Source organism: Halorubrum salinarum (assembly GCF_013267195.1).
GTDB lineage: Archaea > Halobacteriota > Halobacteria > Halobacteriales > Haloferacaceae > Halorubrum > Halorubrum salinarum.
On record NZ_CP053941.1, the window covers coordinates 37,531 to 59,889 of the forward strand.

17 protein-coding genes and 1 pseudogene are annotated in these 22,359 nt (G+C 60.2%); 11 read left to right on the forward strand and 7 right to left on the reverse strand.

The window, feature by feature from the left end:
* Positions 1–3: 3 nt before the first annotated feature.
* Positions 4–2,223, reverse strand: a pseudogene (locus HPS36_RS16960) (nucleotide sugar dehydrogenase); the annotation flags it as partial.
* Positions 2,224–2,579: 356 nt separating this feature from the next.
* Between HPS36_RS16960 and HPS36_RS00215 the strand changes: the two are divergent.
* The 4 genes from HPS36_RS00215 to HPS36_RS00230 all read left to right on the forward strand — a co-directional run bounded on the left by HPS36_RS00215 (position 2,580) and on the right by HPS36_RS00230 (position 6,725).
* Positions 2,580–3,461, forward strand: coding sequence for a TrmB family transcriptional regulator (locus tag HPS36_RS00215; RefSeq protein ID WP_173228037.1), 882 nt, complete (start codon positions 2,580–2,582; stop codon positions 3,459–3,461).
* 111 nt (positions 3,462–3,572) lie between these two features.
* Entirely contained in the window at positions 3,573–4,721 is a 1,149-nt protein-coding gene (locus tag HPS36_RS00220; protein WP_173228038.1) for an NAD-dependent epimerase/dehydratase family protein, read from the forward strand.
* Entirely contained in the window at positions 4,714–5,697 is a 984-nt protein-coding gene (locus HPS36_RS00225) for an NAD-dependent epimerase/dehydratase family protein (protein ID WP_173228039.1), read from the forward strand. Before HPS36_RS00220 ends, HPS36_RS00225 begins: the two co-directional genes overlap by 8 nt.
* The gene (locus HPS36_RS00230) at positions 5,694–6,725 is read left to right on the forward strand and encodes an NAD-dependent epimerase/dehydratase family protein (protein ID WP_173228040.1); all 1,032 of its coding nucleotides are present in this window, start codon (positions 5,694–5,696) and stop codon (positions 6,723–6,725) included. Before HPS36_RS00225 ends, HPS36_RS00230 begins: the two co-directional genes overlap by 4 nt.
* 21 nt (positions 6,726–6,746) lie before the next feature.
* Here the strand turns inward: HPS36_RS00230 and HPS36_RS00235 are convergent, their stop codons facing one another.
* The 3 genes from HPS36_RS00235 to HPS36_RS00245 all read right to left on the reverse strand — a co-directional run bounded on the left by HPS36_RS00235 (position 6,747) and on the right by HPS36_RS00245 (position 10,440).
* Positions 6,747–8,285: a flippase gene (locus HPS36_RS00235; protein WP_173228041.1), complete on the reverse strand. Its 1,539-nt coding sequence runs from the start codon at positions 8,283–8,285 to the stop codon at positions 6,747–6,749.
* Between the two features lie 123 nt (positions 8,286–8,408).
* Complete coding sequence (locus HPS36_RS00240) at positions 8,409–9,341, reverse strand: alkaline phosphatase family protein (RefSeq protein ID WP_173228042.1); 933 nt, start codon at positions 9,339–9,341, stop codon at positions 8,409–8,411.
* Between the two features lie 79 nt (positions 9,342–9,420).
* A complete protein-coding gene (locus HPS36_RS00245; RefSeq protein ID WP_173228043.1) occupies positions 9,421–10,440 on the reverse strand; it encodes a glucosamine inositolphosphorylceramide transferase family protein in 1,020 nt (339 codons plus the stop codon).
* A 183-nt stretch (positions 10,441–10,623) separates the two neighbouring features.
* Between HPS36_RS00245 and HPS36_RS00250 the strand changes: the two genes are divergently transcribed.
* The 3 genes from HPS36_RS00250 to HPS36_RS00260 are packed head-to-tail and all read left to right on the forward strand — an operon-like array spanning position 10,624 to position 13,055.
* The gene (locus HPS36_RS00250; RefSeq protein WP_173228044.1) at positions 10,624–11,373 is read left to right on the forward strand and encodes a formyltransferase family protein; all 750 of its coding nucleotides are present in this window, start codon (positions 10,624–10,626) and stop codon (positions 11,371–11,373) included.
* Positions 11,374–11,428: 55 nt separating this feature from the next.
* Positions 11,429–12,034 (forward strand): class I SAM-dependent methyltransferase, encoded by a 606-nt coding sequence (locus tag HPS36_RS00255; protein ID WP_173228045.1) that lies wholly within the window; start codon positions 11,429–11,431, stop codon positions 12,032–12,034.
* 7 nt (positions 12,035–12,041) lie between these two features.
* Positions 12,042–13,055 (forward strand): glycosyltransferase family 4 protein, encoded by a 1,014-nt coding sequence (locus tag HPS36_RS00260; RefSeq protein ID WP_173228046.1) that lies wholly within the window; start codon positions 12,042–12,044, stop codon positions 13,053–13,055.
* Here the strand turns inward: HPS36_RS00260 and HPS36_RS00265 are convergent.
* Entirely contained in the window at positions 13,046–14,401 is a 1,356-nt protein-coding gene (locus HPS36_RS00265) for a sulfatase (RefSeq protein WP_173228047.1), read from the reverse strand. The two genes, HPS36_RS00260 and HPS36_RS00265, sit on opposite strands and share 10 nt — an antisense overlap.
* A gap of 21 nt (positions 14,402–14,422) precedes the next feature.
* Positions 14,423–15,418, reverse strand: a complete 996-nt coding sequence (locus HPS36_RS00270; protein WP_173228048.1) for a glycosyltransferase — start codon at positions 15,416–15,418, stop codon at positions 14,423–14,425.
* 75 nt (positions 15,419–15,493) lie between these two features.
* On the opposite strand from HPS36_RS00270, the gene HPS36_RS00275 reads away from it, so the two are divergent.
* Complete coding sequence (locus HPS36_RS00275; protein ID WP_173228049.1) at positions 15,494–16,447, forward strand: hypothetical protein; 954 nt, start codon at positions 15,494–15,496, stop codon at positions 16,445–16,447.
* Here the strand turns inward: HPS36_RS00275 and aglG are convergent.
* A complete protein-coding gene (aglG, locus tag HPS36_RS00280; RefSeq protein ID WP_173228050.1) occupies positions 16,435–17,358 on the reverse strand; it encodes a glucosyl-dolichyl phosphate glucuronosyltransferase in 924 nt (307 codons plus the stop codon). The genes HPS36_RS00275 and aglG overlap by 13 nt on opposite strands.
* Before the next feature lie 143 nt (positions 17,359–17,501).
* Between aglG and HPS36_RS00285 the strand changes: the two genes are divergently transcribed.
* The 3 genes from HPS36_RS00285 to HPS36_RS00295 all read left to right on the forward strand — a co-directional run bounded on the left by HPS36_RS00285 (position 17,502) and on the right by HPS36_RS00295 (position 22,325).
* Entirely contained in the window at positions 17,502–20,642 is a 3,141-nt protein-coding gene (locus HPS36_RS00285; RefSeq protein ID WP_173228051.1) for an oligosaccharyl transferase, archaeosortase A system-associated, read from the forward strand.
* A gap of 91 nt (positions 20,643–20,733) precedes the next feature.
* Positions 20,734–21,678 carry a DUF368 domain-containing protein gene (locus tag HPS36_RS00290; protein WP_173228052.1) on the forward strand — a complete coding sequence of 315 codons (945 nt, stop codon included), beginning with the start codon at positions 20,734–20,736 and terminating at the stop codon, positions 21,676–21,678.
* A gap of 86 nt (positions 21,679–21,764) precedes the next feature.
* Complete coding sequence (locus HPS36_RS00295; protein ID WP_173228053.1) at positions 21,765–22,325, forward strand: thioredoxin family protein; 561 nt, start codon at positions 21,765–21,767, stop codon at positions 22,323–22,325.
* The last annotated feature ends 34 nt before the right edge of the window (positions 22,326–22,359 follow it).

The following is a 22,359-nucleotide window of genomic DNA, read 5'->3' on the forward strand; positions in this document are numbered from 1 at the left end:
GTGAACAACGAGACCATCCGTTGTCACAAACGTGTGATCGTCGGCGACCTCTAAGGAGTAGACCTCCGTTTCTGTTTCTTCAACAGAGACCTCACGGACCGGAACCGACGAGAAGCCCCCGTCTGCGGTGTGTCCGGTCGGCTTGATGTCGCGATCGTACTGGGCGAGCCGGTTTTCGATCCGTTCCCGTTCGTCTGTGAGGAACATCTCTTTCAATGCCGCGATCTGGTGTTTTGAACTCACACGGAGGAAGTGGGCCGGCTGTGTCGACTTCGCCGATTCAGAGGTCTTGTAACTGGGCACAATACCGAGGCTGTGTAGGAGGAGCTGCATGCCGTCGATGAGCTCCTTGCTCACAGAACCATAATCGTAGACAACCGCGTTCGAGTGGCTCGTGTACTCAATGTGACCGTCACCTCTGAACAGCCCTGACAGTAGCGCCCGACGCTGCGATTCAGTTGCTTGGAATGCGCTGTCGGGGATCGCTGCGGAGTACGATCCGGATCCACAGCCGAGCCATTCGATGAATTCCGCGAATACGCGACTGGAAACAGTGATTTCCGTCGTAGTTTCGTGTTGTGACGTGCGATGTCGGATTCCTAATCGTTCGTAGTACGATTCGACCTCGCGTACGTACTCTGGCTCATCAGTTGGATGGAAACTCAGGGCAACACGGCGGCGTGTCGTCGATCCATGACCAGACGTATCATCGTTGATGTGGCCTTCACTGAGGTAGTAGCCGATGAACCGCCAGAACTCCTCGTCAACCGGGAGCTTCGCCGGCACATATGTCTGTCCGCCACCCCGCGTCGTGTACAAGCTAAGATCAGCCCTGTCGACTGGTAATTCGTCTTCGTATGCGAGAAACACATCCAGCGGGAGGTAGTTGTCCCGAACAAGGTCCGAAACTTTGTGATAGTCGAACTGTCGGTTGTACTCTTGGAGGACCTCGTACACGTCGTCTTTGACTGTTTCAAGCGGTGTCGAGGGTTTCAGGTAGACGGACTCGTTGTCAAACGCGGTAGACGTCTTGATGATATCGATGAGATCAAACGTAGAGACAGGATCGCTTGGGAGGTCAGTCATCACTGGGATCGAATCACCCGGTTCGATTTCGGCCGCCGGCTGAATCGCACTGTCTTGTTCCGTGAGAGTGATTATTGGGTGGTCATGCGTGACTGTGACTGTCTTGTTCATTTTCGTCCGGATCGTGTGGAGCGACCCCTCGTAGTGACGCCGCGTCGCTGCGTGAACTGGCTTGAATCGGAACTTGCCGCTCGGAGACCGACTGAGCACGGCGACATCGTCGACGGTTTCTTCGGCGACGTACTTGTCAAAGAACTCGGTAAGTGTAAGATGGTTCACCCCCGTTTCGTCTTTCGTTAGAACGCGCTGGTCGCCTGTCAGACAGCTGCCGCCCCACCCCACACCGCTCTGGAGGAACTGCTCGCTGATCCGGTCGTCGAGGCCGATCGCGTCGGCGACCTCGTAGGCGTCGACGCCGAGCTCCTTACAGATGTTTCCGAGGTCGTTGATGAGGCTGACCTTCGCCGCGAGGAAGCCGTTGTTGGCGTACTTGATCATCTCGGCGGTGCGCGTGTCGGTCTCGACGACCGGCGCGTCGGCCGCCTCGACGAGCGGGGCGAACACCGCGCGCATGTCCTCGAGCGCGCGGTCGTCGTCCGCGCCGAGGACGACCTTGTCCGGATTCAAGAAGTCGTGGACGGCCGTCCCCTCGCGGAGGAACTCCGGATTCATCCCGACACCGAATCCTTCGCCGGCGGTCCTCCCGCTCTCCGTTTCGAGGATCGGGGTGATCGCGTCCGCCGTCGAGCCGGGGACGACCGTGCTCTTGATGGCGACGGTGTGCCAGTCGGCTTTGTCGGCGAGCGCTCCGCCGAGCTGGCTCGCGCCCGCCTCCATGATCGACAGGTCGATGCTGCCGTCGTCGTTCTGCGGCGTCGGCAGACAGAGGAAGGTCACGTCGGTGTCGCGGACCGCGGCGTAGTCGGTCGTCGCGCGGAGACGCCCCGTGCCCTCCGGCCCGGCGTGTTCGGCGATGAGTTCCGGGAGTCTCTCCTCGTGGATCGGCGCGTCGCCGGCGTTGATCGCCTCGACGACCGACTCGTCGATGTCGATGTTCACCACGTCGTGGCCCAGATCGGCGAAGCAGGCGGCGACCGTCGTGCCGACGTAGCCGCTGCCGACGATAGAGAGATCCATGTGGAGGTCACCTTCAACGGGTGGCCTCAAGAAGTGTTGGATCGTCGGAATCCGTCGAGAAGGTTGCGTTCGAGTGCTTCGAGAGATCGGCGGGCGTCGACCGTCGTCTCGCGCTCACCGGCTCGCCCGGTCAGCCGGTGAAGTCGACGGCTACGCCTCGTCCGACTCCTCGTCGCGGCCTTCGGAGAGCCGCTCCCAGATCTCCGTACAGCCCGCGCCGTCGGGGACGTCAGCGAGGTGGGCGTCGTCAGCAGCGTCTGAGTTACTCATGTTCTGAGTAACCGTATCGGCGCCCACGTAATAACTGTTCCGGCGGCACCAGTACGTACTTACGGAGCGAACGAGGACGAACGGGCATGACGGATTCCGGAGCGGACCTCTTCTCGCTGCTCGATCTGACGGAGTACGAAGCCGACGCCTTAGAGGAGCTGCTGCTGTTGGGCCGGACGACGGCGCCCGACCTCGCGGAGGCGACCGGGATCCCGAAGGCCCGGATCTACGGCGTCCTCGACGCGCTCTCCGAGGCGGGGTACGTGAAAGTGATTCCGGGCCGGCCGAAGCGGTACGAGCCCCACGAGCCGGCGGCGATCGCCGAGCGGGCGGTCGAGAACCGTCGCCACGCCTACGAGCGATTCCGCGAGGACGTCGAAGCCGTCGAGGCGGCGTTCGTCGACGAGTACGCGCCGGTCCGCGACCGGGGCGTCGACGAGCTGAGCCCGACGGAGGACCTGTTCCACGTCGTCGACGTGGGCGAGCCGAGCGAGCGCGAGACGCGGCGGCTGTTCCGCGAGGCCGAGGAGGCGGTGTACGTGCTCTCGAAGAGCTTCGGCTACGTCGACGCCGTGCGCCCGGCGATGCGCGACGCGGTCGACCGCGGCGTCGACGTCGACGTACTCCTCCTCCATCCCGAGTCGCTGTCCGCGGAGAACCGTGAGCGACAGGCCGCGATCCGCGAGACGCTCGCCGCGGAGTTCCCGTCCGTCTCCGTGCGCGTCAGCGACCGCGTGCTGCCGTGGCGCGGCACCTTCGCCGACCCGAGCCTCTCGTACGAGTCCGGGCAGGGGCTGCTCATGGTCGAACAGGAGGAGGTGCCGAACCACCACCGACAGGCCGCGGTCACCGAGAACCCCTCGTTCGTGGCGGGGATGTGGCAGTACTTCGACCTGCTGTGGCGCCACGAGAGCGTTCCCGCCGAACCGGGCCCCGACCCGGAACCCGGAGACGCCGGCGCGGAGTGACGTGAGCGGACCGGATCCGTCGTAAGCGAACCGGATCCGTCGGCGGCGTTATCACCGCGGCGAACCCAACCGCAAAGCATTTACTCGTAGTTACTCGATGTCCGAGTAACGATGACCGTCCTACTCACCGGTGCCGACGGCTACCTCGGTTGGCCGACCGCGCTGCGACTGGCGGACCGCCTCGACGAGCGCGTCGTCTGCGTCGACGACTTCTCGCGGCGCGACTGGGTCGCCGAGTCCGGGAGCGTCTCCGCAACGCGGATCGAGGATCCCGAGGAGCGCTTCGAGCGCGTCGAGAACCTCAGCTTAGTCGAAGGGGACCTCGCCGACCGCGACTTCGTGCTCCAGTTGCTGGCGACCCACGAGCCCGACACCGTGCTTCACGCGGCCGCGCAGCCCAGCGCGCCCTACTCGTCGATCAACGGCGAGCGCGCGCTGTACACCCAGCGCAACAACGTCTCGATGACGCTGAACCTGCTCCACGGGCTCCACGAAACGGGGCTGTCGGACACCCACTTCATCGAGACGACGACCACCGGTATCTACGGGGCACCGCATTTCCCGATCCCGGAGGGCGGCCTCGAAGTCGACCGGAAGGGCGGCTCCGACGAGGTGCCGTTCCCGGCGATGGGCGGCAGCTGGTACCACCAGACGAAGTCGTTCGACGCCGCGAACATGCGGCTCGCCGAGTCGCAGTTCAACTTCCCGATGAGCGAGGTGCGGACCGCCATCGTCTACGGCACGGAGACCGCGGAGACGCGCGACCACGAGAGCCCGACGCGGTTCGACTTCGACTACTACTTCGGCACCGTCGTGAACCGGTTCTGCGCGCAGGCCGTGGCGGGGTACCCGATCACGGTGTACGGGAAAGGCGAACAGCGCAAGCCGATGGTGAGCCTCGAAGACGCCGTCGAGAGTCTCGTGCGGCTGGTCGAGCAGGGCCACTCCGGCGACGACGGGATCGACGTGTACAACCAGGTCACCCGGCCGATAGCGATCGTCGAGCTGGCGGAGACGATCGCCGAGGTCGGCGCGGAGTTCGACCTGGACGCTGAAGTGAAACACTACGAAAACCCGCGCGAAGAGGACGAAGAACACAAAATGGAGATGGAAAACGAGCGGTTCCTCGAGTTGGTCGGCGGGCAGCGGCAGGATCTCGAGTCCGGAATCCGCGATGTACTCGGGACGCTCGTCGACGAGCGCGAGCGCATCGCGGCCCACGAGGACCGGTTCCTGCCGGGCGTGCTGACCGATGAGTGAGTCCGGAGACCACGGTGCCACTGACGGCCAGCGGGTCCTCGTTACGGGCGGCTGCGGCTACATCGGCAGCGCACTGGTTCCGCGGCTGCTCGACGACGCGCGCGTGAGCGAGGTCATCGTCCTCGACTCACTGGCCAACGGTTCACCCGCGCACCTCGCCGGCTGCGTCGGCCCGGATCTCGATTTTCGCCGCGGCGACGTCCGCGAGTACGGCGCCGTCGAGAGCGCGACCCGCGGCGTCGACGCCGTGATCCACCTCGCGGCGATTACCGGCGCCGCGTCGACGCACGACCGGCGCGAGGAGACGTTCGCGGTCAACCGCGACGGCACCGAGAACGTGCTCACGGCCGCGGGCAAGTTCGACGTCGACAGCGTCGTCGTCGCCTCCTCGTGTAACAACTACGGTCGGGCAGCGAGCCGCGACATCGACGAGACGACCGAGCAGAACCCCCTCAATCCGTACGCCGAGTCGAAGGTGGCCTGCGAGCGGCTGTTAGACGACGCGCTCGAGGCGTACGATTTCGAGGGGACGGCGCTCCGGATGAGCACGAACTACGGCTGGTCGCCGGGCGTCCGATTTAATCTGGTGGTGAACCACTTCGTGTTCCGCGGGCTGACGGACCGCCCGCTGACGGTGTACGGTGACGGGTCGAACTGGCGGCCGTTCATCCACGTGCGCGACGCGGCACGGGCGTATCTCGACGCCGCGTTGGAACCGGATGCGTGGCCTCAGCGGGTGTATAACGTCGGTTCGAACGAGGGGAACTACCGGATCGCGGAGATTGCGGAGATTGTCCGCGAGGAGCTGGATCGGGATTTAGACGTGACGTACTTAGAGGATGAACAGCCCGGGCCCTCGTATCACGTGAACTTCGACCGGCTGGCCGGGACGGGCTTCGAGACGGAGTGGACGCTGCGAGAGGGAATTCGAGATATCGCGAGCGAGTTGACCGGCTCGGAGGCGATTGAAGCATGACCGACACGGAAGACACCGAGACGGACGAGGAGGGCAGCGACAGATCGATCGAGACGCCCACTATCGCGGTAACGGGCGCAGCCGGCTACATTGGAAGCCGCGTGGTCGTGGAATTCCAGGAGGCGTATCCTGACTGGGAGCTTATCGCGATCGACAACCAGTACCGCGGACAGGTGGATGCGATCGGCGACGTCGACATCAAGCACGTCGACATCCGAAACCGTGACCGGCTGGAAGACGCGCTCGCGGGCGCGGACGTGGTGTGTCACCTCGCGGCGATCAGCGGCGTCGACGATTGCGACGAGAACCCCGATCTGGCCTACGAGGTGAACGTCACCGGGACGAACAACGTGGCGTGGTTCTGCCGGAAGACGGGCGCCGCGCTCGCGTTCCCGTTCAGCATGGCCGTGTTGGGTGATCCCGAGGAGTTCCCGATCACGGCCGACCAGCCGCGGGATCCGCTGAACTGGTACGGGCGGACGAAGTGGATCGGTGAGCGATCGATCGAGGCGTTCGCGGACGGCGCGTTCCCGGCGCACCTCTTCTTGAAGTCGAACCTCTACGGCGAGCACGTCGTCGACGGGACAGAGGTGGGGAAACCGACCGTGATCAACTTCTTTGTGAATCGCGCGCTCGCGGGCGAGACGCTGACGGTGTACGATCCCGGGACGCAGGCGCGGAACTTCGTTCACGTGAAGGACGTAGCGCGGGCGTACGTGCGGAGCGCGGAGCGGTTGGTGGAGCAGTTGGAGCGAGGGGAGACCGGGACCGAGACGTACGAAATCGCGAGTGACGAGGATCTGAGCGTAATTGAGGTGGCGGAGATCGTGCGGGAGGCCGCTCACGAGGAGCACGGGATCGACGTGGATGTAGAGTTGGTGGAGAATCCACGAGGTGCGGAGACGATGGTGGAGGAATTTGGGGTGGACATCTCTGAAACTGGAAGACGAATCGGGTGGAACCCGACACAAACTGTTACCGACTCGGTTGGGGGACTGATCTCCTCTGTCGGCCCCGTTACGGAGTGACGTGGTTTCCGGGGTTAGTCATCACTCTCCTATCACCCGTTTCACGAGTCGCTTCATTCTGGACAGATCGACTCCGAAACGTTCCTCGACACTGAGAAGTAGCATTATTTCCTCCTCTTGAATGGCATCAAGCCGCAGTATCACGAGAACATAGAGCAACCCGAAAACAATGAACGAACCAAACAGCGTCACTACGTTCCGCTGAAACCCTACGGTTACGACGCTGGCGACCACGGCCATTAGTACGACTGAGCCGGCCAACGGTTTCAGCAGATGCGAATTGAACGGGTGAACGCCCGTTCGGTGATACAGGGCAACGGAGTAGAGTATGTTCAACAGCGTGTACGAAATGGAGGTTGCCACCGCCGCGCCAAGATAAGCGTACTGGGGAATGAGTATATAATTCAGTACGATATTCGTAGTACCTGTAGCAAGGTTAATCCACATGATCGTTCGCGTCTCTCCGACAGAAGTCAACGACTGCATGTTGGGACCCACGAGCGACTGAACTGAGAAGCCGACGGCGAGGACCACCAATGCGATTGCTCCTTCGTCGTACTCTTGTCCGAAGGTAATCCCGATGATCGTCTCGGGAAAGAGGACGAAGTAGAACAACGCTGGCAGAGTGAGCAGGAGGACCCATTTCGTTACCACCTGATATATCCGAAGCATTTCTTTTTTTTGTCCCTCCGAGTGGAGCCGCGAAAAGGCCGGTAGGAAAATAAAACTGAATCCACTCAGTGTCATCGTGAGCAACTCCGCCAATGGGTACACGGCGTTGTACACTCCGACGTCGTTCGCGGAATGAAAGTAGCTTAGAAAGAAGATGTCGAGGTTGGACAGTATCATGATCATTGACGTCATCAACATCAATGGGGCTGAGAAGCGCAGAAGTTCTCGCCGGATCCGGGTCCCACCGATCGACGCCGCGACCGGTGTGTGCCTCACAACGTAATAGAGGCCGGCGATCCCAGCAGCCACGAACGTCGCCGTGTAGGCCCAGACGATACCGATCGAACCGAGTCCGAGGAGGAGGACGGCGGCAATGAGGACAAAGCGAATCGTCGGCTGGAAGATGTTCCGTATGAGTACTTTTGGGACGGTCTGCTCCATTCCTTGGACGACTCCAATGGAGAATTTCAGTAGGACGGCGAACGGGAGTCCGACGGCGGCCGCCCGAAGAACCGATACTGCTTCTGGTGCTCGAAGGAACAACCTCGCAATAGGGTCAGCGAACACCCACAGCGTTACCGCCGCGGCGGCCGCCACAGGGAGCGCGAGTTCAAGTCCCGAGAGGATAATCCCTTTGCGATCCGCGTCGTGGTCGAATCTGGGAAGATATCGTCCGACTCCGGTATTTAATCCGATCAGGAGGATCGCAGATGTGAATGATAGCGTCTTGATACCGAGGGTAGCGACCCCGTATTCGACCTGTCCAAGGATGCGTGCCATCAAGATCTTCCCGAAGAACGAGATTCCGAGTTCCAACGCAAGTCCGACAAAGATGATACTGCCGCCTTTAAAAAGCCCTCGTACGACGCTTTTTCTCGACTCTTTCATCTGAATGACGACAGATATTATACGTTTGTCGCGCTCCGTGATGGGAATTTCGCTTCAGGTCCCGCACCGACGGGCCACAAACCGCTCCACGTGTTCCGGGTTCGACACCCAGTCAGTCTTAGGTTATACGTATCCGAGCTGGCGGAGTTTGTCCTCGACGTCGGCGTCGAGTTCTTTCTCTTCCGAGTCTGCCCGGCCGTTCTTCGCTCGTATTTCCGCCCATGGAACTTTTCGAAGGACAGGATGATAGATTTTGGTCGGATGACCGTACAGCTTTATCGGAATCGGACGTGCCCGCTCTCCAAGCGCATTCCCATGGTCTGACGTGATCACAACTTTACCTGATGCTATCTCGAGAAGCGGGTCGATCGCATCCAGTACATACTCAAGATTACGACGGTACCCCGCCCAAGCTTCGTTCGGATCAACAAGTCCAAGTCCAACAGCTTCCCAGACATCCGCGGCACCACTCCGAACGTTCGTTACCTCGAGTTCGTCCGTTCCCTCGAACTTCGTGAACCGGAGTTCCGGGTCCTCAACGAACGGGTAATGCGGCTGGAGATAGTGAACGATGAGTCGTTTGTCCGGATTGTCTTTGTGAACCTGAATAGCTCTCTCTGTCACCGACTCGGCAGGCACAGTCCCGAGGTCTGGGTCGAAATTATCCTGCCAGACCTCCTCAAACTGTGCAAATGCGGTATCGACCCAGTAAGAAACGACCGGATTCCCGGTCACGTAAATTGTGTCTGTCTTTGCTCGTCCGTTGAAATTTGCTTTCGTCCACTCACGAGTCGCACTTCCTCGACTCTTTTTTACCTCATAGTGATCGTAGTCAGTCGTGTCAACGACTTCTTCAAATAGATCTGCCCGGCACGCGTCTAAAATAATGAGTAAGTCCCAAGACTCCTCAGAAACATCAACTGCGGAGGAATCATTATATAGTTTAGACTGAATCGGAGACAGAACCCGTGAAGCGAATCGATTCCGCCACCATGTCCTGCGGTCGTAGTTTTGTTTTATTTCTGATATTACATACCGTAGAGTTCCAAGCACCATCGTATACGATGGCGTTACCTCCGTCTTTTATGAATCCACGGTATCGACAGGCATCAGGAGGATATATGCGGTGTGTGGATCATTCTTTTCGAACCAGACCGAACGGCGGATCCTCATTGACGTACGCACCGATCGACCAACATGAACCGAGAAGCGAACGACCAAATTTCACGTCTCCATCGGTGACATAGACCCATTTTTGACTTTCAGTCACATACTGAGCGTCTACATGATGCATTCGGCCACTGTTCCATCCGAATAGACCGGTCCCTTCAAACCATGAATGTTCTCTGATCGGCTCGTCAGTATATTCTGACGGACTGAGTCCTGTTATCTCGTATACTTGTACTTTGTCACCGTACTGGTCTACGTTATTCTGTAAGAACAGTATTACTCCTGACTCAGTGACAATCGGTCGGCCAGCCGGTCTGCCCGCCCACGTTCTGTCTGTGACGATTGGGTTATGTTCGTGTGGTCTCCAGTCGTCTGTTTCTAGTTCCGTCGAATAATAGGCGTAGAGAGTATCATTGGACCCCGCTCCAACGATGATCCACCAATAGTCTCGATATTTGAATACGATCGGATCCAGTGGACCGTATTCGGGGGATATCATGTCGGTAACCGGTACCCAGCGATGTGGAAACGGGTCTGCTCTGAATAGAGTGACCGACCGGTCGGCCGGATCGCCCCCCTGACCAGGTGCCATATACACTGTTCCTCCCGACTCGAAGACGAACGGAAAAGCGAGATGTCGCTTCCATTTGAGAACCACGCCGTCATACTGCCAGTCGTTTCCCCCATTTTCACTTGTTGCGTGTCCAATGACGGCTGTTGGCTCTCGGTGTCCGTTTTGTATCTCAAAGAACAGGTGCCAAGTTTCATCAGAGATAAATAAAAACGGATCTGCAGTAAAACTCACGTACCCGTAGTCAGTCACATCCCGTGCCGTAATAATCGGATTCCCGCTTGATGACAACGTTTCGGAAAGTTCCGGAGTAGCACCGTACCTTCCGCCGGAGAGATGTCTATTGGCGCTCAAGACAATCGTTGATAGTCTAGATCGTGCCGCTGGGAGCAAGTTTTTGAGTTTTCTCACCATGAATTGAAGTGTGTCCCTGTCATCATTTTTCACCCAAGAGATGTTCTGCTTCGGATGCGGGTTTTATCCAATAATATAAGTCCATTCCTACTGTTAGTCCTTTATCATCGAAGCATGTCTGACTCGGATAACACTACTCATGTTTGCTTACTTCTTGGTTCGAAGAGGATTCCGGGTTGGTTTGTGAAATCCCTTCAGGAGCTAGTCGATGGTCAGCCCATTGATGTCTCTCTCGTCGTTCTAGCCGATGAACCAGACACGAACGTGGATAGGGGATTGCTTTCGGATGTTAAACAAAAACGGACTTGGCTAATCGTAGCTCTGCTACAGAAACTCTTCGATATTCTTCAGAATGAAGATCCATACGGCTCTCTTCAACGAATTAACCAAGTCGATTGTATTCAGAACGCTCCGGTACATAAGACGACTATGATTCGGTCTGGTAAATACGGTTATGAGTTTTCGGAGGACACGCTCGCACTTGTCGCTGAGAAGGCAGATGTCGCAGTTCACTTCGGGATTGGAATACTTCGGGGTGACATTCTCACCACGCCACCGTTCGGTGTTATTGGATTCCACCACGGCGACGTTCGGGAGTATCGTGGGGGTCCCCCTGGATTCTGGGAATTCGTTCACGGAGCAGAAGAGACCGGAGTGACTGTCCAGCGTTTCACCGAAACACTAGATGGGGGAGAAATTTTATCATTCAAATCTATTAAAATAGATGACACAAAATGTTGGAAAGAGGTTAGAGAACGTCAGTACGTAGCCTCGGTAGACATGTTATCTGAAGCAGTTGATAACATCAAGGATCCAGAATACGATCCCGAGGTCCCCTCCACTCTCGGTCGCGTCTATTCACCCTCAGACCGAGATTGGCGTACGACCGTACGCTACATTTACCGGGTATTTGCTTCGAAGGTTGACACATAGATCACCAACTGAACGGATCGGGAATAATATAAACAGTGGAATCGAATCGGAGATAGTGCCAAGAAATCTCCGAGTTGAGGCTCTACTGGACGCAGTACCGGCAGAGGCAAAGGTTCTTGATTTGGGTTGTGTCCAACATTCCGCAGAGAAGGCTTCCAACGAAGATTGGGTCCACGGAGAGCTGTATGATATCGCAGACGAAGTCGTCGGGGTTGACTATGAACGAAAAGAAGTTGAAAAACTCCGCGAACAGGGATACAACGTAATTCATGGGGATGTCGAGGAACTTGACCTCGACGACACGTTTGATGTAGTCGTCGCCGGAGAACTTATAGAACACCTCTCCAACGTCGGAAATTTCCTTGACAGTGTTCGTGACCACCTGCGGCCTGAGGGTGAATTCATCATGACGACACCGAATCCTTGGGCATTCCATCGGTTCAAGCAGGCGGCATTCGGTGAAGTATATTCCAACGAGGAGCACACCTGCTGGTTCGACGAACGAACTCTCACGCAGGTGTTAGACAGACACGAATTCGAAGTGAACGAAGTGATCCAGGTGAAAGCCTCCGATCCCGGGATTACTCGTCTTCTGTACGACGTCGGCTTACGTACTATTGGTGGGACGAGTCTCTTGGTTAAAGCGCGCGTAGCACAGTAGACATCTCATGAAGCGCGTTCTGTTATTACACACGAACAAGGAGTATGCTCTCTCTCTTGCGGAGGCGGTCGAGTCACAAACTACGGAGTACGAGGTCGACGTCGTCACACGGGTACCGATCCACAATCGAATCAAGAGTCTTTCACTTGGTGAGTATGACTTGGTCCAAGCGGACGAACTGTTAGTTAACGGTGTTCTCGCTTGTGGCAGTTCAGTGATCAGCGGTACACCGTTCGTCGTCTCCATTCGTGGATGGGCGGACTACACGAATGCTCACGGACAATACGGTCGTCTTCGTGATGTTTCAATCAGGCTTCGGACGAAGTTTGTGCTTAGATACGCGAGCAAAGCTATCTTTCTGAGTAACGAAACGCTACACGAATTCGAACAGCGGTATCGCGTTAACGAGACTGCCGTGATCGGTCGTCCGATCGACGTAGAGTATTACCAAAGTGGAACGGAGAATTTGTTCGCAGATGATGGAAAATTCAATCTACTAACGGTGACAAACCTCAGATACAAGGAGAAATTCGACGGAGTGAAGGACACCCTCGAAGGCCTACGTAAGCCGTTCAAGCGTCACGAGAAGCTCCGTTATCAGGTGGCTGGCGACGGAAAATATCTCAGTCAACTCAAGCAGTTTCTGGCAGAGTACCCGTACTCAGATCGCGTTGATGTACTCGGGTTTCGTTCGGACATTCCTCAAGTTCTAGCGAGAGCAGACGCATTTATTTATCTGAGTTATCTCGATGCCTATCCGACCGTCGTACTTGAAGCGCAGGCAGCAGGACTGCCAGTAATCGGTAGCGATACCGTCGGGGTTCCTGAGGTGGTAGGTGATGCTGGGATACTCTGTCAGCCGACACCGAGTAGTGTAAGCGACACCGTGACTCAACTCCTCGAGAACGAGACGTTAAGAACTGAGTTAGCCGAAAAGAGTAGAAAGAAGATGGAAACGTATAATCAGAGTTGCGCTGAACGACACGCCGAAGTTTGGAGCGACGTTCTCGATTACTCCTGATATCCGAGGTCCCGAAGTCGCTGTTTCACCTCTTCGTCCATGGTAACTTCACCGAGGTCGTCCACGCTCTCGCCCAGTAGTTTTTGATGATCTCGAATAGTGTCACGCAGTTCCTCCAATTTCCCAGGTGAGTCGTGGATGACGTTCTCCGTCTCGTTGGGATCCGCCCGCAGGTTGTAAAGACGCTCCGTTCCGTCTTCTTCGCGGACGTACTTCCACTCGTCCGTCCGGACCGAGAAGCGCCGATCGCCGCTCTCCGGATTTGACCACTCCGATATCACCTCGGATCGAGTCCAGTTGTCCGTCTCCACGCACCCGAGATCGGTTCCGCGGAAGCTCTCTGGAGGCTCAGCATCACCATACGTAGCCAGTGTCGGAGGGAGGTCCATCAAACCGACGAGGTCATCGTGGACGGATCCGGGCTCTCCATCATCGATGAAAAGCGGGACGTGGATGACCTCGTCGTAGAATGTCGCGCTGTGGCTAAAATCGTCGTGGTCGAGAAATTCCTCGCCGTGGTCCGACGTGAACGTGAAGACAGGGTCATCTCCCCACTCCTCGCGGAGAGTTGTGACAAGACGTTCGACTTCCGCGTCGACGTAAGCGATCTCCGCATCGTAGAGATCGACGAGTGTGTTCAGTTCGTCGACTGTGATCTCGTCCGGCGATTCGAGCATCTTACGTCGTAACCGTACTGCGTCACGGTCTGATACGGAGTCATCGCGGAACCTCTTCTGATATTTCTCAGGAGGAACGTACGGGTGGTGGACATCCATGTAGTGGACCCAAAGGAACCGCGGGCCATCGTCCGTTGACCGTGCCCATTCTAAAGCCCGGTTCGTGATCTCTTCGGCACCTACGTAAGCTGATCCGAGTTCGATTCCAGTTTGTTTCTCAGTCGCATTGAACGCTCGTTGGAGGAGAGCGTAAATGGCCCCATCAGAGTCGAGGCGAGTTTTCACCTCCTGACGGAGTTTCGCGAAGACATCGGGGTCAGACCTCGAGTCGAAGAATCGATCAAACCCTCTGTCGTATCCAAAGTCGGCAGACAGATACAGGTTTGAGTGGAATCCAGCAGTTTCGTATCCAGCTTCGCTGAACAGTTCCGCTATCGTGGTCCGTTTCGGGGAGAGTCGTTCGAATCCACCGTACTCAAGCGCGTACGAGGACGTCATTATCGACGGGAAAGAGGGCCGAGTAGAGCAGGCATGCGAGAAAGCGGACTGGAACGTTTCGGCACTCGCGGCGCGTTCGTCGAGATTCGGGGTCGTATCCCGATCGTAGCCGTGCCAGCCGACGTGATCCGCGCGAAGCGAATCGACCGTCACGAGAACGATGTCACGCATATTGCCGATGTCGCCCGCAGACTATTTGACGCTTTTGAGCGCTTCCGCGTAATCCGACGCCACGCTCTCCCAATCGAACTCCGCCGCGAACGACGCCAACGTGGCATCTGGCCCGTTTCGGGCCGCCTTCTCGATCGCACGTGCGATTGCCCCCGGTTCCGGACGTGTGAATTCCACTAATCCCTCGAACCGTCCTTCGGATCTACCGGCTAACTGAACGACTGACAGACCGGCGGCACCGTACTCCAACACTTTGAGTGTATGGGGGTCGTCCACTAACGAGACCCCGACATCGGCCAGTGCGAGGTACCCCGGCACATCTTCGTGTGGGACGGTACCGAGATAGTGGACGTTTTCGCCTTCTGATTCCTTTTTTTCTACGGCTTTTCGTAAGCTCCCTTCTCCGAGTACGATCAGTGACCATTCCGGGATGGAATCCATCGCATCCATCATCTCTGTGACGTGGTATATTGGTTCGAGACCACCGACGTATATCGCGATATTCTCCCGAAGCGGAAGCGATGACAGTTTACTCTGCGCCGATTCAACTGCTTCTTGATCCGGGTCAACAAACCGATCGTAGTCAACACCCAAACTCGTCGATCTGACCTCCTCCGCGTACCGTTCAACGCGCGGTCGCTCCTCCTCGTATACGTACATGGCGCAGTCAGACAGCGCGAAGCAAACATTTTCCGCGAGCCGAACTGGGATAGAGACACCTACCGAGTGCGTTTCACGAAACTGTCGAATGGGGTCAACGTGATCGACGATTACGGGTTTCCCGGTGAGTTTTCCTACAAGGGTCGCGGCGAACGCACCGGCACGGGTCGTACCGATAAGGACTTCGTACTGTTCGCGTTCCGCGAACGCTTCCTGGATTGTCTCTGATGTCGTGGCAACGGTTTTGATGTCGAACCCGACCGTTCGAAGATGTGATGAGATCCGCTGTCGACCGACGCTGATATTTTCGGGTTTGTCTGGGGTGAACCATCTGACACTCGAGTTCTGTTGCGACACGGATCTAACCTTTGCGCGATGCTACGAATCAGTAGGTGATAAGCACTTATACCTCTCTCATCGGAAACAACCGATATGAATCTCCGATACGCGCTCAGGGAAATCCGGAAAAACGGGTTTGACCGGACTTGGTGGCGGAAACGCTTTTTCACTCATGTGGTGAGCCAGTACTTCACAAAGGTCAGAAAGCCGGATAGTGATCCCGTGACCGATCAGGAGTGGGACAATCTGATCATTTTAGATGCCTGCCGGTACGATCTCTTCCGGGAGTTGTACCAAGAAGAGCCTCTTCAAGGAGACTTACAATCACGAACAAGTGTCCAGTCGGGAACACCTGGCTTTCTCTCTGAAACGTTTACGAACGACAAATTCCATGACATCGTGTACGTGACAGGAAATCCGTACGTGAATACTGACTTGCCATCAGGGACCTTTCACGCTGTAGAATCCGTGTGGCAAGATGGGTGGGACGACGAGTTACAAACGGTTCATCCGGACACGATGGCCGAGCGGACGGTAGAGATAGCAAACCGATATCCGGATAAGCGCATTATTAGTCACTTCCTCCAACCACACGCACCGTTCGTCGGCGACGTCAAACTCGGCCAACGGGAGACGTTCGCAATCCGAGAGCAGGCAATGGGAGACGAGGACGCGAGGACCCGCAATCGAACTCCTTTCGAACTACTTGATGCGGGAACGGTGACGCGCGATAAGGTGTGGGAGGCGTACCGCTCGAATCTCGAATTCGCGTGGCCGGCGGTCGAACGGCTTCTCTCAGAGCTGCCGGGGTTAACTGCGGTCACCTCCGATCACGGAAACGCGATGGGTGAACGCGCGTGGCCCTTCCCAATTCGTGTCTACGGTCACCCGCTCGGAATTTTGATCCCGGCACTGACTCAAGTGCCCTGGCTCACGCACACCAACGGACCGCGAAAAGAGATAACCGCGGAGTCCCCGGACTCCGAATCAACCACAGTCGACGAGGCGACTTCGGAACGGCTTCGAATGCTCGGCTACGCCGAGTAGCTGATAACGCCGTAGAGATAGCCAAACCCAACCAGTGCGGTGAGTATATAAAGCGTCACAAGTCGCTGGAGACCCGATACAGACGGCGCTGTAACCAATCGACTGACTCGACGCGGTGTCGCACTCATTATGAGATAGCTGAGAAACGCTCCCTCTTCTCCGCCTTCGTCGTCGACGAACGACTCCATCGCTCTTTTCGAGTACCCCTGCCAAAACGCGCGGTCGACCAGCCACCGGAACTTAGTCCGGTACTCAAACACCTTGTGTGCTACCTCGGCCTCCGGATCATACCAAACCCCCTGCCCGTACTCCTCCCGCATTCGGGCACACAACTCCGTCTCCCCGCCTTGGAGATTCTTATCGCCTTTCCGCCCGCCGATGCCGACGTCGAACCCGCCCAACTCCGCGAACACGTCCGCCCGGAACGAGATGTTCGAGCCGAAGGTGTTCCGCACTTCGCCTGGACCGTCCGCAAATCCGCGATGCGTCACCCCAACCAGCCAGTAGAACTCCTCGGGCAGAAACGAGGGCTTCCCAGCGACCCATTCCGGCGTCATCTTCCCGCCGGCTGCGATCGCGTCCTCCTCCTCGTAGGCGCGAACCAGCTGCTCGGCCCATGCCTCGTCCGCGATTGCGTCGTCGTCGATGAACGCTACCACGTCGCCGGACGCCAACTCCGCACCGCGGTTCCGACTCGCCAGCAGCCCCACGTTCTCGTCGTTACACGCGATCATCGTGTCCTCGCGGTCGCCGTAGTCATCCACGACACGATCGTACACCTCCGGCGTCCCGTCGACCACCACGAGGAGTTCGACGGCGTCGTGCGTCTGGTCGATGACGCTGTCGGCGGCCTCGCGGAAGTGCTCGTACATGTCTAGCGTGTACGTACAGACGACGACCGAGACCTTCACACCGAGACGCTTTCGACCCGTGTGCTTAGATTTTCCGCCTCGCTTCGGGCCCGGAAGTGTCCGCGGGTAAACACGCCCGAACACGCGCGGCGGACGCGGGTAGATGACAAGCCTTATGCGCGTTTTGACAGTGCCATGGGACAATGAGCGATTCGAACGATCCGCCGGACGAATCGGACTCGTCCCCCTCCGATCTCCTCGCGCGGTGGTATCACGTTCCCGTCCTCCTCGGGGTGGTCGCGTTCATGCTGTGGACGCGCCTGCGCTCGTACGGGAACTTTATTCAGAACGGTGAGGTGTACTTCCGCGGCAACGACGCGTGGTATCACCTCCGCACGACGAACTACCTCCTCGAAAACTATCCGAGCACCCTGCCGTACGACGTCTGGACCGGCTTCCCGGTCGGGACGAACGCCGGGCAGTTCGGCACGTTGTGGGACCACATTATGGCCGTCGGGATCTGGATCGCCCGACCGATCATGGGCAGCACCGAGGAGGTAATGCTCATCATGGCCCCCATCACGGGCGCGCTGGTCGCGGTCCCGACGTACTTCATCGCCCGCCGGTTCGTCGACCGCGTGCCTGCCCTTGCGGGCGCCGCCACGCTGGCGCTGTTCTCCGGAACGTTTCTCCGGTACACGCTCGTCGGCTTCCCCGACCACAGCGCGGCCGAGGTCCTCTTCCAGAGCATCGCTATTCTGGCGTTCCTCGTCGCGCTCGGCGTCGCCGAACGCGAGAAGCCGGTGTGGGAGCTCGTCATCGATCAGGACTGGGACGCCCTCAAACGCCCGGTCGCCTACGCTGCCGCCGCGGGCACCGCGCTCGGCCTCTACATGTGGACCTGGCAGCCAGGTATCCTGATGGTTGGGTTCACGGGGATCTTCCTCGCCGTGAAGCTCACGAGCGACACCTACCACGGGAAGAGCCCAGAACCGGTCGCGTTCGCCGGCGCGGTCGCGATGATCGTTGCGGGCCTGATGCAGATTATCCCGCTCGACACATTCCGATTCGCACCGAGCGAATACTCGCTGCTCCAGGTCGTGACGCCGCTCGCCGTGGCGCTCGGCGCCGTCTTCCTCGCGTGGCTCGCGCGCCAGTGGGAGGTACGTGACCTCGGCACCGACACCTACCCCGCGGCCGTCGGCGGCCTCATCATCGCGTCCGCGGCATTCGTCTGGCTCGCAATCCCCTCTCTGTGGTCAACGGTCGTCGGGAACCTCCTGAACACCGTCGCCTTCTCTGCGAGCGCCGGCGCCCGCACTATCGGCGAGGCACAACCGCCCCTCCAGGGCGCCTCGTTCTCCAATTTCGTCCTCTCGCAGTATGGACTCGCCTTCTTCCTCGCGCTGGCCGCAGTCCTCTACATCCTCGCGCGCCCGCTGTACCGTTCCGACGACATCAATCACACCCTCTATATTCCGACCGCGCTCGCCGTCATCGGCACGGTCTACGCGGTCCCGCAGGCATACGGCGCGGTCGGCGGCCTCGTCGGCGTCGATTGGCAGGTGATCGGGCTGCTCATCGCCGCAGCCTTCTTTGTCGGGGCGACGCTGCTCGTCGAGTACGAAGCCGAGGAACTGTACTTCGTCGTGTGGGCGGCGTTCATCGGCAGCGCGGCGTTCACGCAGGTCCGGTTCAACTACTACCTCGCCGTCGTCGTCGCCGTCGGCACGGCGTACTTCCTCCAGGTCGCGCTCGACGCCCTCAATCTCACCTCGCTCGACGCCGTCCGCGAGATCGAAGGGTGGCAGGTGCTCACCGTCGCCGCCGTCATCGCGATTCTCATCGTCCCGCTGGTCGGCGTCGCCACGCCGGTCTGGCAGGCGGGTAACTCCAGCCAGCCGGGCAGCGTCGTCCAGTGGGACGAGAGCCTCCAGTGGATGAACGACGAGACGCCCCAGCCGGGCGAACTCGAGGGCGCGGACAACCCCATGGAGCTGTACGGCACCTATGAGCGACCCGCAGACGGCGACTTCGAGTACCCGGAGGGCGCCTACGGCGTCCAGTCGTGGTGGGACTACGGCCACTGGATCACCACGCGCGCCGAGCGCATCCCGAACGCCAACCCGTTCCAGCAGAACGCGGGCGAAGCCGCCGACTACCTCCTCGCGCCGAGCGAAGAAGAGGCCGCGGAGGTGCTCGCGAGTCAGAGCACCGAGGGGAACCGGACCCGCTACGTGATGGTCGACTGGCAGATGGCGTCGCCGAACTCCAAGTTCAACGCGCCGGTCACCTTCTACAGCGGCAACGAGACCGTGCGCGACTTCAACGAACTGCTCTACCAGCGCGTTCAGGGTCCGCAGGGCCAGCAGGGCGGCCTCCGCCCCGCGCTCCAGACGCGCACCCAGCGCTACCACGAGAGCCAGATGATCCGGCTCTACCAGCACTACGGCAGCGCGGTCGAGCCCGAGCCCGTCGTCGTCGACTGGGAGACGCGGGGCGCACAGACCGCCTCGGGCGAACAGATCGACATCAGGGTCCTACCGAGCGAGGGGCAGGCGATCCGCAGGTTCGACAACCTCTCGGCCGCGCGGTCGTACGTCGAGGAGGACGGCTCCGCGCAGGTCGGCGGCGTGATGGGCGTGCCCACGGAGCGGCTCGACGCCCTGGAACACTACCGGCTTGTCCACGCCACGGAGGCGCCGGGGCGGTCGCCGTACGCCCAGCAGGCGAGCATCCTCGCCCAGCAGTTCGGCGTCGACCTCCGGGCGACGTTCGGCGAGTCGCTGTTCGGCGCGTTCCGCGACGACTTCGTCAAGACGTTCGAGCGCGTGCCGGGCGCGACCGTCGAGGGATCGGGCGCGGCGCCCGGCCAAGAGGTCCAGGCGACCGTCGAACTGCGGAAGCCGAACGGGCAGACGTTCGAGTACACGCAGTACGCGACCGCGGACGACGACGGGAACTTCGAGTTCACGCTTCCGTACTCCACGACCGGGTACGACGAGTTCGGTCCAGAGAACGGGTACACGAACACGAGCGTCCGCGCGACCGGGCCGTACAACGTCACCACGGCGGCGACGACCGACGACGACCTCTACACCACCGAGCGGTTCGGGCAGGTCGAGGTGACCGAGGGGCAGGTCGTCGGCGCCGACGACGCGGCGGCGACGGTCGAACTCGAAGAGCGGATCATCGACTGTCCCAGCGGCGACCCCGAGTGTCCGGTCGACGGCGGCAGCGGGAGCGACGGCGGCGACTCAACGAACTCCACCGACGCCGGATCACTGATCGGCGTCGAACCGGTGGCGGCGACGACCGCGACGGCGGCGACCGCACCGAACTGACCGCGGGGCCCGACCGCGGTCTCGGCGCCCGCGGTCGACGCGGCCGTCCGATCACACGCTTCTTTACCGCGGCCCCGTTTGTGGCGAGCAGATGGCCGACCTCCGCGAATGGGTGACGCTGTACCTGAAGGGCGTCGCGATGGGGAGCGCCGACGCCGTCCCGGGCGTCTCCGGCGGCACCATCGCGCTCATCGTCGGAATCTACGAGCGGCTGATCGCGGCGGTCACCGCCGTCGACCCCGACCGGGCGCGCCGCGTGCTCGGCGGGGTGCGACCGGGCGGCCGCGCCGACGCGCGCGCCGCGTTCCGCGAGGTCGACGGCGGCTTCCTCCTCGTGTTGGGCGCCGGGATCGGGACCGCGGTGGTGACGGTGTTGAGTGCGGTGAACCGACTGCTCGCGACGCAGCCGGTCGCGACGTACGGGTTCTTCTTCGGGCTGATCGCGGCGAGCGCGGCCGTACTGCTGGGTGACGTCGACCTCTCGACGGCGCGCCGGAAGGCCGCCGCGGCCGCCGGCTTCGCGCTCGCCTTCCTCGCGTCCGGCGTCGCCGCGACCGCGTTCGGCAGCCCGCTCCCGGTCGTCTTCCTCGCCGGGGGCGTCGCCGTCAGCGCGATGGTGCTGCCGGGCATCTCGGGGTCGCTGCTGCTCATCGTCCTCGGCCAGTACGAGTACATGTCCGGCGTCGTCGCCCGGTTCGTCGACGGCGTCGGCGCGGCCGCGCTCGGGAACGGCGCGGACGCGCTCGTCGAGACGCTGCCGCCGGTGGCCGCGTTCCTCCTCGGCGGCGTCGGCGGGCTCTTCACCATCGCGCACGCCGTCCGCTACGCGCTCTCGCGGGCGCGGGCCGCCACGCTCGCGTTCCTCGTGAGCCTCGTCGTCGGCGCGCTGCGCGCGCCGCTGGTCGAGGTGTCCGCGCGGCTGGCCGAGAGCGGCGAGCCGTGGCGGGCGGCCGCGCCGCGGTTCGCGCTTGCGGCGCTCGTCGGCGCCGGGCTCGTCGCCCTGTTGAACCGCTACTCCGCGACCATCGAGTACTGAGTCGACGGGTCGGTGGCTCCAACTGCGCCCGCACCGGCCGCCGCGCCCGCGCAACGCCTTTTCCGCTCCCGGTCGTACGTCCGATTATGGTTCAGATGGAATCCGACTCGGCGCTCGACCGCGGCGACGCCGCGCCCGACTTCGAACTGCCCGGTGCGGACGGCGAGACGCACGCGCTCGACGACTTCGCGACGGAGGCGCTGCTCGTCGTCTTCACCTGTAACCACTGCCCGTACGCGAAGGCGAAGGTCGACCTGTTGAACGACCTCGCGGCCGAGTACGACGACCTCGCGGTCGTCGGGATCAACCCGAACGACGCCGACGAGTACCCCGACGACTCGTTCGAGGCGATGCGCGAGGCGGTCGCGGACGGCACGGTCGCGTACGACGCGTACCTCCGCGACGAGACCGGCGAGGTCGCGGCCGCCTACGACGCCGTCTGTACGCCCGACCCGTTCCTCTTCGGCCGCGAGGACGGCGCGTGGCAGCTCCGGTATCACGGCCGCCTCGACGACGCGCTCAACCCCGACGACGAGCCGACCGAGTGCTACGTCCGCGACGCGGTCGACGCCGTCCTCGCGGGCGACGACGTCGAGATTCCGGACCGGCCCTCGCGGGGCTGCTCGATCAAGTGGCCGGACGAGTAAGGCAGTGATCGCGCCGTACGTCAGTCCAAGCCGG

Excerpts from the sequence above, each read along its gene's own strand:
- HPS36_RS00295 (WP_173228053.1), top strand. The coding sequence starts at position 21,765 with ATGGTTCAGATGGAATCCGACTCGGCGCTCGACCGCGGCGACGCCGCG.
- HPS36_RS00215 (WP_173228037.1), top strand. The coding sequence starts at position 2,580 with ATGACGGATTCCGGAGCGGACCTCTTCTCGCTGCTCGATCTGACGGAG.
- HPS36_RS00240 (WP_173228042.1), bottom strand. The coding sequence starts at position 9,341 with ATGGTGCTTGGAACTCTACGGTATGTAATATCAGAAATAAAACAAAAC.
- HPS36_RS00225 (WP_173228039.1), top strand. The coding sequence starts at position 4,714 with ATGAGTGAGTCCGGAGACCACGGTGCCACTGACGGCCAGCGGGTCCTC.
- HPS36_RS00235 (WP_173228041.1), bottom strand. The coding sequence starts at position 8,285 with ATGAAAGAGTCGAGAAAAAGCGTCGTACGAGGGCTTTTTAAAGGCGGC.
- HPS36_RS00285 (WP_173228051.1), top strand. The coding sequence starts at position 17,502 with ATGAGCGATTCGAACGATCCGCCGGACGAATCGGACTCGTCCCCCTCC.
- HPS36_RS00220 (WP_173228038.1), top strand. The coding sequence starts at position 3,573 with ATGACCGTCCTACTCACCGGTGCCGACGGCTACCTCGGTTGGCCGACC.
- HPS36_RS00265 (WP_173228047.1), bottom strand. The coding sequence starts at position 14,401 with ATGCGTGACATCGTTCTCGTGACGGTCGATTCGCTTCGCGCGGATCAC.
- HPS36_RS00230 (WP_173228040.1), top strand. The coding sequence starts at position 5,694 with ATGACCGACACGGAAGACACCGAGACGGACGAGGAGGGCAGCGACAGA.
- HPS36_RS00245 (WP_173228043.1), bottom strand. The coding sequence starts at position 10,440 with ATGGTGAGAAAACTCAAAAACTTGCTCCCAGCGGCACGATCTAGACTA.
- HPS36_RS00275 (WP_173228049.1), top strand. The coding sequence starts at position 15,494 with ATGAATCTCCGATACGCGCTCAGGGAAATCCGGAAAAACGGGTTTGAC.
- HPS36_RS00290 (WP_173228052.1), top strand. The coding sequence starts at position 20,734 with ATGGCCGACCTCCGCGAATGGGTGACGCTGTACCTGAAGGGCGTCGCG.
- HPS36_RS00260 (WP_173228046.1), top strand. The coding sequence starts at position 12,042 with ATGAAGCGCGTTCTGTTATTACACACGAACAAGGAGTATGCTCTCTCT.